Origin of the sequence: Caulobacter sp. KR2-114 (assembly GCF_049446115.1) — a bacterium.
GTDB lineage: Bacteria > Pseudomonadota > Alphaproteobacteria > Caulobacterales > Caulobacteraceae > Acaudatibacter.
The window spans coordinates 260,096-273,462 of sequence record NZ_JBMSEC010000004.1 but is presented as its reverse complement, the minus strand read 5'-3'; the positions used below and the strand labels follow the sequence as shown (position 1 = coordinate 273,462).

General features: G+C 71.8%; 8 protein-coding genes. 7 read left to right on the top strand and 1 reads right to left on the bottom strand.

Annotated features, from left to right (window positions below; genetic code table 11):
* Positions 1–100 precede the first annotated feature (100 nt).
* A complete protein-coding gene (locus ACO2Q3_RS16515) occupies positions 101–2,809 on the bottom strand; it encodes a TonB-dependent receptor (protein ID WP_423308458.1) in 2,709 nt (902 codons plus the stop codon).
* A 267-nt stretch (positions 2,810–3,076) separates the two neighbouring features.
* Between ACO2Q3_RS16515 and ACO2Q3_RS16510 the strand changes: the two genes are divergently transcribed.
* The 7 genes from ACO2Q3_RS16510 to ACO2Q3_RS16480 are packed head-to-tail and all read left to right on the top strand — an operon-like array spanning position 3,077 to position 13,352.
* On the top strand, positions 3,077–3,823 hold the full coding sequence (locus tag ACO2Q3_RS16510; protein WP_423308456.1) for a GntR family transcriptional regulator: 747 nt from the start codon (positions 3,077–3,079) through the stop codon (positions 3,821–3,823).
* A 26-nt stretch (positions 3,824–3,849) separates the two neighbouring features.
* Positions 3,850–4,920: an SIS domain-containing protein gene (locus ACO2Q3_RS16505; RefSeq protein ID WP_423308454.1), complete on the top strand. Its 1,071-nt coding sequence runs from the start codon at positions 3,850–3,852 to the stop codon at positions 4,918–4,920.
* Positions 4,920–6,107 carry an N-acetylglucosamine-6-phosphate deacetylase gene (nagA, locus tag ACO2Q3_RS16500; protein ID WP_423308452.1) on the top strand — a complete coding sequence of 396 codons (1,188 nt, stop codon included), beginning with the start codon at positions 4,920–4,922 and terminating at the stop codon, positions 6,105–6,107. The genes ACO2Q3_RS16505 and nagA overlap by 1 nt, the downstream gene beginning before the upstream one ends.
* Entirely contained in the window at positions 6,100–8,439 is a 2,340-nt protein-coding gene (locus ACO2Q3_RS16495; RefSeq protein WP_423308450.1) for a family 20 glycosylhydrolase, read from the top strand. The genes nagA and ACO2Q3_RS16495 overlap by 8 nt, the downstream gene beginning before the upstream one ends.
* Positions 8,436–10,961, top strand: coding sequence for a phosphoenolpyruvate--protein phosphotransferase (gene ptsP, locus ACO2Q3_RS16490; protein ID WP_423308448.1), 2,526 nt, complete (start codon positions 8,436–8,438; stop codon positions 10,959–10,961). Before ACO2Q3_RS16495 ends, ptsP begins: the two co-directional genes overlap by 4 nt.
* Positions 10,958–12,745, top strand: coding sequence for an N-acetylglucosamine-specific PTS transporter subunit IIBC (gene nagE, locus ACO2Q3_RS16485; protein WP_423308446.1), 1,788 nt, complete (start codon positions 10,958–10,960; stop codon positions 12,743–12,745). The genes ptsP and nagE overlap by 4 nt, the downstream gene beginning before the upstream one ends.
* Position 12,746: 1 nt before the next feature.
* A complete protein-coding gene (locus tag ACO2Q3_RS16480; RefSeq protein WP_423308444.1) occupies positions 12,747–13,352 on the top strand; it encodes a hypothetical protein in 606 nt (201 codons plus the stop codon).
* The last annotated feature ends 15 nt before the right edge of the window (positions 13,353–13,367 follow it).

The following is a 13,367-nucleotide window of genomic DNA, read 5'->3' as shown; positions in this document are numbered from 1 at the left end:
GAGCAGGGGGCCTGCTCCGCGAAGTCGTTGGGGAAGATGACGCCGAACCCGGCGTGGATCGAAAGTCCGGCCGGATCCCGCAGGATCCGGCCGCAGACGCCTAGAACTTCACGTGCACGCCGGCGAACAGCTGGGTGCCGTTGTCGTACACCGCGCGCACCTGGGTCCGATTGGCGGCGTAGTAGATCAGCTTGCTGTTGGTCATGTTCAGCGCGTCGACCGACAGGGTGACGTTCGGGGTCACGTTGACGTTGACCGACATGTCCAGCTGGCCGACGCCCGCCTCGTTCTCCGGCGAGGCATGGTCCAGGCCGATGAAGTAGTGCGAACGGTAGGTGTAGGCCAGACGCGCGCTCAGCCACTTGTTCTCGTAGTAGCCGACGACGTTGGCCGTCCACTTGGAGGTGCCGACCAGCGGGCCGCCGCCGGACTCGTGGCCGTCGATGTAGGTGGCGTTGGCCTGGAAGCCGAAGCCCATGCCCAGCGGCTGCTGCACCTGCACCTCGACGCCCTTCAGCTCGCCCGAGGTGTTGATCGGCGAGGAGATGCTGTAGGTCGCGTACACCGGCGGGCCGTTGTTGCCGGTCAGCAGCTGGTCGACGTAGCTGCCCTTGGTGATGCCGTACGAGATGTACGAGGACAGGTCGTCGTAGAACACGCTGACCGCGGCGATCGCGCCGGGCCGGTAGTACCATTCCAGGGCGGCGTCGTAGACCGCGGCCTTGACCGGCTTGAGGTTGGCGTTGCCGCCGCTGCCGGTCAGGGTCAGGTCGGTCAGCGACACCGTGCCGCCCAGGGCGCTGTAGTCGGGCCGCGACATGGTCTCGGCCGCCGACATGCGCAGGAACAGGTTCGGCTTCAGGTCGAAGGTGAAGTTCACGCTCGGCAGCACGTCGAAGTAGTTATGTTCGATGTGGTTGATGAAGTAGTTGCCGAACGCCGAGGTGGTGACCGCGGTGGCGTTGGCGCTCAGCGCGGTGGGCGAGTTGACGTAGGAATTCTCCTGCGTCTCGACCAGGCGCACGCCGAAGTTGCCCCGCCATCCGTCGCCGCCGACCTTGGCCATCACGTAGCCGGCGTAGTCGTTCTCGTGCACCTTGAAGGTGGCCAGCCAGTAGTAGTTCTGCGGCGTGTGGATCACCGAGGCGGGGCCGTGCACGCCGTCGTTGATGCTGTTGATGACGTTGGCGATGTCGCCAGGATTGCCGGCGATCGGGATCAGCAGCCCCGGCACGCCCAGCGCCCCGGCGGTGTAGCCGCTCGGATAGGGCGTCGGGTTGACCGCCGAGTACGGCATGGTCGGCGAGCTCCAGCAATTGTTGTTGGCGCCCAGGGTGCAGCCGCGGTCCCAGCCGTCGACCTTGCGGGTGTGGCCGGCCGCGTGGAAGCCGAACAGCACGTCCTTGAAGACGCCGTTGTCGACTTCCCAGTCGCCGTCGACCTTGCCGTAGATCTCCTTGTCCACCGAGTTGAAGATCGCATTCCAGGCCCAGTCGTTGGACAGGCCCGCGGCGCTCTGGGTGTTCACCCCCACCGGGGTGATCGTCCAGCCGTTGCCGGCGCGGGTCGCCGAGATGCCCTGGGTCCCGCCGTCCACTTCGAACGAGGGTTGCTGCGGGGTGTTGCCGGCGCCCTGGGTGTAGCCGATCTGGCCCTTCAGGATGATGTGCTCGCTGACCCGGAACTTGCCGTCGAGGTTGATGTACGAGGTGTAGGAGTTCTCGTGCGGGCGGGTGATCGCGTCCACCACCAGGCCGTTCGGCCCGGCGGGCCAGACGACGCTGACCAGGGTGTTGTCCTTGATGCTGTATGAGGTCGGCGAGTTCTTCGCCAGCTCGTTGGTGCCCCAGTACATGTAGTTGTCGTTGACGTTGCCGGCGTCCAGCTTGGAGTAGAAGCCGCTCAGGTTCAGCTCGACGCTGTCGCTTGGGCGATATTCCACGGCGAAGCTGCCGCCCTCGCGGGTCTTTTCCTGCTTGAACAGGCTGGAGCCGATCAGGGTCGGCGCCTGCACGCCGATGGTGTCCGGGTGCGCCTGGCCGATCGGCATGGTGTTGTCGATCGTGGTGTAGCCCAGCGTCTCCTGGCCGTAACGCTCGACACTGCGCTGCTCGTAGAAGCCGGCCAGCGACACGCCGAAGCTGTTGTCGGCGTTCTTCCAGTTGATGAAGGCGTTGACCTGCGGCTTGCTCTCGCCGCTGATCGAGTTGTAGGCGGCCTCGGCCTGGCCCTGGAAGGTCCAGGTCTTGGTGAAGTCCAGCGGCTTGTGGGTGATGACGTCCACCACGCCGGCCACGCCGCCTTCCATCAGGTCCGCCGACTGGGTCTTGTAGACCAGGGTGGAGGAGACGATCTCGGAGGGCAGCAGGTTGAAGCTGACGCTGCGGCCCACCGTCTGGTACTGGTCGAGGATGAACCAGTCGCCGGTGGCGACCGAGTGTCCGTCGATCATCACTTCGGTCAGGCTCGGCGAGGTGCCGCGGATCGACACGCGGTCGTTCTCGTCGAAGCCGCCTTCGCCGCCGGCCGAGGATTCGGTGTTCACGCCTGGGATGCGCTGCAGCGCGTCGGCGACGTTCTTGTCGGGCAGCTTGCCGATGTCGGTGGAGGAGATGGCGTCGACCTGGTTGATGGTCGTGCGCTTGATCTCGATGGCGCGTTCCAGCGACTCGCGGAAGCCGGTGACGACGACTTCACCGACGGTGGTGTCGCTGCTCTTGTCGGCATCTGCGGCCAGGGCCGGCGCTGAGGCGCCCGCTATCGCGACAGCGCTTACCGAAGCGATTAGGATACGCCTACGAACGTCCATGGCTCTATTCTCCCCTGTACGGACCGGCAGGCTGTTGCGGTCCGCCCCATAAGTCCATTTCCATACCAATCTGGTCTGCTCTGTCGGAAATAGGCGACCAATTGGCTGCGACATTAAGAGGCTGTCACAAATCTTGAGACATTTGCAAGCCCAAATCAGCACCAATGCCAGACCAATCATTTATTGGTATGCAAATGGTCCTATGATGTGGCACAAACGTCACCGAAGCGGCCCTGAGGGTCGCGCCGCGAGGAAAGGAATCCCGACTTGGCGTCATTCTCCGATGTCATCGGCACGCTCGATGAACAGGGCCGCGCGCCGCTGTACCAGCAGCTGCAGCGCGCCTTGCGGGAGGCGATCGCCAACAATCGGCTGACGGCGGACGAAGCGCTGCCGCCGGAACGGGATCTTGCCGAAGAATTCAAGGTCTCGCGCATCACCGTGCGAAAGGCGCTCGACGCCCTGGTGGACGAGGGGCTGCTGACCCGCCGCCAGGGGGCCGGCACCTTCGTCGCCGCCCGGGTGGAGAAGAGCTTTTCCAAGCTCTCCAGCTTCTCGGAAGACATGATCTCGCGCGGGCGCAAGCCCGAGAGCGTCTGGCTGTCGCGCTCCACCGGCCAGGTGACGCCGGAGGAATCGCTGACCCTGGGTCTCAGCCCGGGCGCGGTGGTCTATCGCTTCAACCGCATCCGCTATGCCGACGGCTCGCCGATGGCGCTGGAATATTCCGCTATTCCCGGCTTCTGCCTGCCCGACGAGGCGGTGGTGGGCGAGTCGCTGTACGAGGCGCTGGACAAGCACGGCCACCGGCCGGCGCGCGCGCTGCAACGTTTGCGGGCGGTGCTGTTCACCAGCGAGCGGGCCCGCCTGCTGGGCGTGGCCGACGGGGCGCCGGGGCTGCTGATCGAGCGCCGCGGCTTCCTGAAGGACGGCCGTCCCGTAGAGTTCACCCAGTCGTACTATCGCGGCGACGCCTACGATTTCGTGGCCGAGCTGAACACCTCGGCCTCCTGACCCGCGTCCCCAGAGGAGTTGTGCTCTTGAGTGCCCGCCCGGCGTCCCGCCCGCCCGTTCCGCCGCAAGACGCGTCCGCCACCGGCATGTTCCGCGAGGCGGCTCAGGCGGCGCAGGTGGTCCGCGACCAATTGCGGACCAATGAAGCGCTCGTGGCGGACCTGGCGACGAGGCTGCGGCGCGACCCGCCGCGGCTGGTCACCACGCTCGGTCGCGGCAGCTCCGACCACGCCGCCACCTATGCCCGCTACCTGATCGAGACCCGCCTGGGGGTGGTCACCGCCTCGGCCCCGCCGTCGGTCAGCTCGGTCTACGACCAGTCGCCGGACCTGAAGGGCGCCCTGTGCATCGCCATCTCGCAGTCCGGCAAGAGCCCGGATCTGCTGGCCGCCGCCGAGGCTTCCGCCTCCGCCGGCGCCCTGCTGGTGGCGATGGTCAATGTCGCGGACTCGCCCCTGGCCGAGCTGGCCGACGTGGTGATCCCGCTGGCCGCCGGGCCGGAGCGCAGCGTGGCGGCGACCAAGTCCTACATCGCCGCCCTGGCCGCCGCCGCCCAGCTGACGGCCGCCTGGGCCGACGACGCGGCGCTGCAGGCGGCCATCGCCCGCCTGCCGGACGACCTCGACACCGCGTGGGCGCAGGACTGGAGCGCGGCGATGCCGGCGCTGCTGGGCGCCACCAACCTCTACACCCTCGGCCGTGGCCCGGGCTTCGGCGTGGCGCAGGAGGCGGCGCTGAAGTTCAAGGAGACCTGTGGCCTGCACGCCGAGGCGTTCAGCGCCGCGGAGGTGCGGCACGGGCCGATGGCGCTGGTGGGACCGGGCTTCCCGGTGATCGCCTTCGTGCAGGACGACGAGACCCGCGACGGCGTCGAGGCGGTGATCCGCGCCTGCGCCGACCAGGGGGCGGCGGCGATGAAGGCCGGCGGCCGACCGATCGCGGGCGTGCTCGACCTGCCGACCGTCGAAACCCACCCGGCGCTGCAGCCGATCGTCCAGGTGCAGACCTTCTACCGGCTGGCGGCGAACCTCGCCGTGGCCCGCGGCTTCGACCCGGACCGGCCGCCCCACCTGGCCAAGGTGACCGAGACCCGCTGATGGACCTGGTTCTGCTCAACGGCCGCGTGATGACCGACCGGGGCCTGGTCGAGGGCCTGGCCGTGCGCCTGAAGGGCGACCGCATCGCCGCCGTCGGCGCGGCCGAGACCCTGCTGGGCGGCGCGCGCACCCGCGACCTTGGCGGCGCCCTGCTGCTGCCTGGCTTCATCGACACCCAGGTGAACGGCGGGGGCGGGGTGCTGTTCAACGACCAGCCGAGCGTGGAGGGCATCGCCGCCATCGCCGCGGCCCATCGCCGGTTCGGTACGACCGGCCTGCTGCCGACGCTGATCAGCGACGACCTGTCGGTGGTGGCCGAGGCGGTGGAGGCGACCGACGCGGCCATCGCGGCCGGGATTCCCGGCGTGCTCGGCCTGCACATCGAGGGGCCGTTCCTCAACGCCAAGCGCAAGGGCATCCACGACGCCGGCAAGTTCCGCCGGCTGGACCAGGACGCCTTCGACCTGGTCACGGCCCTGAACAGCGGGCGCACCCTGGTGACCCTGGCGCCCGAAGCCACCACGCCGGACGTCATCGCCCGGCTGGTCCAGGCCGGCGTGGTCGTCGCCGCGGGCCACACCAACGCCCACTACGGCACTGTCCGCCATGCGCTTGAGGCCGGGATGACCGGCTTCACCCACCTGTTCAACGCCATGTCGCCCCTCACCAGCCGTGAGCCCGGCGTGGTCGGCGCGGCGCTGGAGGACCAGACGGCGTGGGCGGGGATCATCGTCGATGGCCGCCACGTCGATCCGGTGGTGCTGAAGCTGGCCCTGCGCTGCCGCCCGCTGGAACGGTTCATGCTGGTCACCGACGCCATGCCCTGCGTCGGCACGGCGCTGCAGAGCTTCGAGCTGCAGGGCAAGACCATCACCGTCAAGAACGGCGCCTGCGTCGACGAGCACGGCACCCTGGCCGGCTCGGCCCTGGACATGGCTGCGGCGGTGCGCAACGCCGTGCAGATGCTGGGCCTGTCGCTGCAGGAGGCCAGCCGGCTGGCCAGCCGCAACCCGGCGGAGTTCCTCGGCCTCGATCACGAGCGTGGCCGCATCGCCCCCGGCTATCTCGCCGACCTGGTCCTGGCCGACGACGACCTGGGCGTGCTCGACACCTGGATCGCCGGCGTCGACTCGGCCGCGGCGGACAGCGCCCTGCGGCCCGGCGCGCGACGGGGCGGTCGTGCTTAGCCCGCGCGGCTGGCTGCTCGGCGCGATCCTGATCGGCCTGACCCTGCTGGGGTCGGCCCTGGCCGGCGCCGCCTTCGCCGCCGTCGATATCGTCCCGGCGCCCCGTGCGGTGGAGACTCCGGCCGACGCCGCCCCCTTCCGGCTGACCGCGGCGACGGTGATCGTCGCGCCGGCCGGCGACGCCGACGCCCTGAGCAGCGCGCGCGAACTGCAGACCCTGGCGCTGAAGAGCCGCGGGCTCTCCCTGCCGATCCGCCCGGTCGCCCCGGCTGCCGCGCCCACCGTGATCGTGTTCGCCCGGGGCGGCGGCGATGAGCCGGAGAGCTACCGCCTCGATGTCGGCGGCCGCGAGGCGCGGATCACCGCCCGGTCCGCCGCCGGCCTGTTCTATGGCGTCGCCAGCCTCTGGCAGCTGATGACCCCGGACGAGGGCCGTGGGCCGGTGACGATCGCGGCGGTGCGCATCGATGACGCGCCGCGCTTTGCCTGGCGCGGCCTGCTGCTGGACTCCGCGCGGCACTACCAGTCGCCGGCCTTCATCGAGCAGTTCATCGACTGGATGGCGCTGCACAAGCTGAACGTGCTGCAGTGGCACCTGACCGACGACCAGGCCTGGCGGCTGGAGATCCCGAAGTATCCGAGGCTGACCGAGGTCGGCGGCTGGCGCGTGGGGTCCGGCGCCGACCGGCATGTGGACCCGGCGACCGGCCGTCCGGTCCGTTACGGCGGCATCTACACCGCCGCCGACGTGCGCCGGCTGGTGGCCTACGCCCAGGCGCGCGGGGTCACCATCGTGCCGGAGATCGAGATGCCCGGCCACGCCCTGTCGGCGATCCTGGCCTATCCGGAGCTCGGCTCGGCCGGTCCGGCGCCGCCATCGATCCAGGGAGACTGGGGCGTCTTCCCCACCATCTACAACTACGACGACCGCACCTTCGCCGTGCTCGAGGACGTGCTCACCGAGGTCATGGCCCTGTTCCCCAGCCGGTACATCAACATCGGCGGCGACGAGGCGGTCAGCGACCAGTGGAAGGCCTCGCCCCAGGTGCAGGCGCGGATGAAGGCCATGGGCGTGGCCAGCGAGACGGTGCTGCAGGGCGAGTTCCTCAAGCGCATCGACGCCTTCCTGTCGGCCCACGGGCGCAAGCTGGTCGGCTGGGACGAGATCGTCTCCGACGGCCTGCCGCCCAGCGCCACGGTGATGTCCTGGCACGGGGTCTACTGGGCGCTGGAGGCCGCGCGCGCCGGCCACGACGCCGTGCTCGCCCCCTCGCCGATCCTCTATTTCGACCATCGCCAGAGCGACCTGCCGGACGAGCCGCCCGGCCGCGGCGCGGTGATCACCCTGAAGGACGTCTACGGCTTCGACCCGGCCCCCGGCCGCCTGACTGATGCCGAGCGGCGGCACATCCTGGGCCTGCAGGCCAACATCTGGACCGAGCACATCCGCACCGAGGCGCGGGTGGCCGCGATGGCCTTTCCGCGCGCCGCTGCCGTGGCCGAGGTCGGCTGGTCGCCGGCGGGCGCGCGGGCCTGGCCCGGTTTCCTGCAGCGGCTGCCGGGCGAGCTGGCCCGCTACCGCGCCCTGGGGCTGAACGCCGATGAGAGCGCCCTGGCGCTGAAGGCGACCCCGCAGGCCGACCCGATCACCGGCCGGGACCAGGTCGTCCTGACCAGTCTCTCCGGGGTCGGCCAGATCCACTACACCCTGGACGGCTCGTCCCCGACGCCGGTCTCCCCCGCCTATGCCGCCCCGATCGCCGCCGGGGCCGAGCGCCTGCGCGCCCAGGCCTTCGCCGGCGCCGCGCCGGTCTCCCGGCCGCTGGACCTGCGGCTGGATGGCGCCTTCTGGCAGCGGCGGGTCAGCCAGACCCTGCGCGCCTGCACCGACAAGCTGACGCTCGACCTGGAGGGGCCCGCCCCCGCGGCCGGGCCGCGCGCGGTGATGCTGGTCGACCTGATGAACCCGTGCTGGATCTTCCCGCAGCGCGACCTCTCCGCCGGCGGCGTGCTGACCGTGGCGGTCGGCGCCCTGCCGTTCAACTTCCAGCTGGGCGCCGATCGCGCGCGCATCCCGCTGCGGCCCACCCGTACGCCGGAGGGCGAGCTGGAGGTGCGCGACGGCTGCGCCGGAGAGCTGGTGGCCAGCCTGCCGCTGGCGCGCGCCGCGCCGCGCGACGGCGTCACCACTCTGACCGCCAACCTGCCGCCCCGGTCCGGCCGCCACGACCTGTGTCTCCAGTTCACCGCCCGCGCCGTCGACCCGACCTGGGCCGTCGACTGGGTGCGCCTGGCCCCTTTCACCGACGCCCGACAGGACGCCGCCCGATGACCCAGACCCTCACCCTGTTCTCGCCGCTGGACGGCTGGGCCGCGCCGCTGGCCGAGACGCCCGACGCCGTGTTCGCCGAGCGCATGCTGGGCGACGGCGTGGCCATCGACCCGACCGGCGCCCTGCTGTGCGCGCCCTGCGACGGCGTGGTGCTGAGCGTGCATCACACCGGCCACGCGGTCAGCGTGCGCTCCGTCTCCGGCGTCGAGGTGCTGATGCACATCGGCCTGGAGACGGTCGGCCTTTCGGGCGAAGGCTTCGAGGTGCTGGCGGCCGCCGGGCAGCCGGTCCGGGTCGGCGACGCCCTGGTCCGGTTCGACATGGACATCATCGCCCGGCGGGCGAAGAGCCTGATCACGCCGGTGATCGTCACCAACGGCGACGCCTTCTTCGTCAGCACGCACGTCGAGGGCCGGGCCGTTCGGGTCGGCGATCCGCTGATGACGCTCACGCCGATGTCGGCCATGGCCGCCGCCGAAGCCGCCGCGGGCGGCGAGGCGCGCCGCCAGGTCGCCGTCACCCACGGCCACGGGCTGCACGCCCGTCCCGCCGCGGTGCTGGCCAACGCCGCCAAGGGATTGACCGCCGTCACCCACGTCGAGTTCGGCGAGCGGCGGGCCAGCGCCCGCAGTCCGGTGGCGGTGATGTCGCTGGGCGTGCGCGGCGGCGATGTGGTCACCCTGAGCGCGGTCGGCGAGGACGCGGTCGCCGCGGTCGAGGTCCTGGCGCGGGTGATCGAGGACCAGATCAACGCCATGCCGGCGGCTGTCGCGCCGGAGCCCGAGGTTCCTTCGCAGCCGACCGGCGCCCAGGTCGTGCCCCTCACCACGCTCAAGGGCGTGCGCGCCGCGCCAGGCCTGGCCATCGGCGCCGCCGTGCGTCTGGACGAGCCCGAGATCGAGGTGTCCCTGGTCGCCTCCGGTGTGACCGAGGAGACCGAGGCGCTGGAGGCGGCGATCGCGGCCGTGCGCGGCCAGATCGCCGAACGCGCGCGCGCGGGGTCCGCCGACCAGCGGGCGATCCTGGACGCCCATCTGGCCTTCCTGGAGGATCCGGAACTGGTTGAGGCCGCCCGCGAGGCGATCTGCCGGGGCGACAGCGCCGGGGTCGCCTGGCGCGGGGCCATGCAGGCGCACGTGGCCGTGCTGGAGGGGCTGGGCGATCAGCGCCTGGCCGAGCGCGCCGACGACCTGAAGGATCTGGAACGGCAGGTGCTGCTGGCGCTGAGCGGCGAAGCCGCCGCCGAGCGGGCGCTGCCGGACAACGCCATCCTGCTGGCCGAGGATCTGCTGCCCTCGCAGCTGATCGGCCTCGACGCCGCGCGCATCGCCGGGATCTGCCTGGCGCGGGGTGGGCCGACCTCGCACGTGGCGATCCTGGCCTCGACGCTCAACATCCCCGCGGTGGTGGCGGCCGGACCCCGGGTGATGGCGGTGCAGGACGGGGCCCTGCTGATCCTCGATGGCGACGCCGGCCTGCTGCAGGTGGCGCCCAGGCCGGCCGAGATCGAGGCGGCGCAGTCGCGCCTGGCTCAGGCGCGGGCGCGCAAGCGCACTGTCCAGGCCGCGGCGCACGAGGCCGCGCGCACGGCGGACGGCGTGCGCATCGAGGTGTTCGCCAACGTCGCCAGCGTGGCCGAGGCCCGCGCGGCGGCGGCGACGGGCGCCGAGGGCTGCGGCCTGCTGCGCACCGAGTTCCTGTTCCTGGATCGCCAGGCGGCGCCAAGCGAGGACGAGCAGGCGCGCGAGTACCAGGCGGTGGCCGAGGCCCTGGCCGGCCGGCCGGTGATCGTGCGCACGCTGGACGCCGGGGGCGACAAGCCGCTGGCCTATCTGCCGCTGCCGCCGGAAGACAACCCGGCGCTGGGCCTGCGCGGCGTGCGCGTCGGCCTCTGGCGCCCAGACCTGCTCAAGACCCAGCTGCGCGCCATCCTGCGCACGGCGCCCGAAGGCCAGTGCCGCATCATGCTGCCGATGGTGGCCAGCCTCTCGGAGCTGCGGGCGGCCCGCGCCCTGGCCGACGGGGCGGCCGCCGAACTGGGCTGCGCGTCCCGGCCGCAGGTCGGGATCATGGTCGAGACGCCGGCGGCGGCGGTCACCGCCGACCTGCTGGCGGCGGAGGCCGACTTCCTGTCCATCGGCACCAACGACCTGTCGCAATACGCCCTGGCGATGGACCGCACCAACGCCGAGCTGGCCGGCCAGATCGACGCCCTGCACCCGGCGGTGCTGCGCCTGATCGGCCACGCCGCCGCGGGCGGGGCGAAACACGGGCGCATGGTGGCGGTCTGCGGCGCCCTGGCCTCGGATCTCGCCGCCGTGCCGATCCTGATCGGCCTGGGCGTCACCGAACTTTCCGGCGCCGCCTCCGCCGTCCCGGAGATCAAGGCCCTGGTGCGCGGGCTGACCCTGCCGGCCTGCCACGACCTGGCGGACCGGGCGATCAACCAGGTCTCCGCCGAGGCGGTCCGCGCCCTGACCTTGGCCACAGACCTTCCCCTCCAGTCGGGAGCCCAGCCATGACCCTCGCCGCCGCGCCGTCCCGCGCGCCGCGCTTCAGCCTCTCGGCGCTGCAGCCCCTGGGCCGCGCGCTGATGCTGCCGATCGCCGTCCTGCCGGTGGCGGGTCTGCTGCTGCGGCTCGGCAACGACGACCTCTTGAACATGCCGTTCATGGCGGCGGCGGGGTCGGCGATCTTCGACAACCTGGGCCTGCTGTTCGCGATCGGCGTGGCCGTGGGCTTCGCCCGCGACGGCAACGGCGCGGCGGGCCTGGCCGGGGTGGTCTGCTTCCTGGTCTCGACCAAGGGCGCCGAAGCCCTGATCGTGGCCCCGCCGGAAGCGCTGGCCGGGTTCGCCGGCAAGGCCAGGGACCTGGCGACGGCCGCGTTCAAGGACGGCGCCCTCCACCGGCTGGGCGTGCCGCTGGGCATCGTCTCGGGGCTGGTCGGCGGGACGTTCTACAACCGCTTCGGCGCCATCAAGCTGCCGGAATACCTGGCCTTCTTCGGCGGGCGGCGGTTCGTGCCGATCGTCAGCGGCCTGGCCGGCCTGGTGCTGGCGCTGGTGGTCGGCCTCGGCTGGGCGTCGATCGAGGCCGGCGTCGACGACCTCAGCCACGCCATCGTCGCGGCGGGCCCGCTCGGCCTGTTCGCCTTCGGCGTGCTGAACCGGCTGCTGATCGTCACCGGGCTGCACCACATCCTGAACAACGTCGCCTGGTTCATCATCGGCGACTTCCACGGCGCCACCGGCGACCTGAACCGCTTCTTCAAGGGCGATCCCACGGCGGGCGCCTTCATGAGCGGCTTCTTCCCGGTGATGATGTTCGGCCTGCCGGCGGCGTGTCTGGCCATGTACCACACGGCCCTGCCGGAACGGCGCAAGGCGGTGGGCGGCATGCTGCTCTCGCTCGCCCTGACCGCCTTGCTGACCGGGGTCACCGAGCCGATCGAGTTCAGCTTCATGTTCCTGGCCCCGGCGCTCTACGCCATCCACGCGGTGCTGACCGGCGTGTCGATGGTGGTGATGGACCTGTTGGGGGTGAAGCTTGGCTTCGGCTTCTCCGCGGGCCTGTTCGACTATGTGCTGAACTTCGGCAAGGCTACCCGCCCGTTGCTGCTGATCCCGGTGGGTCTGGTCTATTTCGGCCTCTACTACGGCCTGTTCCGTTTCTTCATCCAGCGCTTCGACCTGAAGACGCCAGGACGCGAGGTCGAGGCGATCACCGCGCCCGCCGTTGCCGCGACCGGCGCGCCCGGCGGCCGCGCCCGCGGCTTCGTCGACGCCCTCGGCGGGGCGGGCAACCTGGTCTCCATCGACGCCTGCACCACGCGCCTGCGCCTGGTGGTCGCCGACCAGGGCGCGGTCGACGAGCCGGCGCTGAAGGCGCTGGGCGCCCGCGGCCTGATCCGGCCCTCGCCGCGCGACCTGCAGGTGGTGATCGGTCCCACGGCGGACAACCTGGCGCGGGAAATGCGGGAGGCGCTGGGCGCCCCCGCCGCCCTCGCCCCCACCCACGCGGCTTCGACGGCGTCCGCCGCCGCCGGCGCGCCGCCGGACACCGTGCTGGCCGGCGCCCTGCTCGCGGCGCTCGGCGGCGCGGAGAACCTGACAGAGGCGTTCGCCTCCTGCAGCCGGCTCAGCCTGCACGTCGCCGACGACGCCAAGGTCAACGAGCCGGCGCTGCGCGCCCTGGCCGCGCGCGGGCTCGCCCGCCCAAAGCCGGGAACCCTGCACGTGCTGCTGGGGCCGGACGCCGAGCCGGCGCTGGCGGGGTTGAAGACCCTGTCTGCGGCGGTGGCCTGAGATGCGCGCCGCGCGCCTCGCCGTCATCGTCCTGGCCCTGGTCGCAGGCGCGGGTCACGCCCTGGCCGAGTCGGGCCTGCCGGCGGGCGCGGTGATCGCCTTCGTCCCCGGCACGGTGTGCGAAAAGCTGCCCGGCGGATGGAAGCGCTTCGCCGACGCCGACGGACGGGTGATCGTCGGCGCCATGCCCGGCGTGCCGGCCTCGGGTCCGCAGGCCGCCCTGCCGATCGAACCGCCGCCGCCGCCCCCAGCGCCCGGCGCGCCTCCGCCGATCGTGCTGAAGCCGCCGCCGGCGCCGCCGATCAACCCGCCGGACTACTGGGCGGCCAACCCCAGCCTGGCGCCCGGGATGATCCCGCGCCAGACGCTGGCCGGCGCCGGCCAGATCGTGGTGACCGCGCCCGTGGTGAGCGTGACGGCGCCTGTGGCGGCGAAGGGCGGGACGACCTATCGGCTCTACGGCTACCAGACGGCCCCGGCCCGTGAGCCCGGGGCGGAATCCCTGGCGGTGGGCTACGGGGCGCCCGGGACCGTGGGCAAGGACCCGCCGGACCCGATCCAGGTGGCCCCGCCGTTCGTGGCCCTGCCGCTGTGCGTGAAACAATAGCGCCCGGCGGCGCCC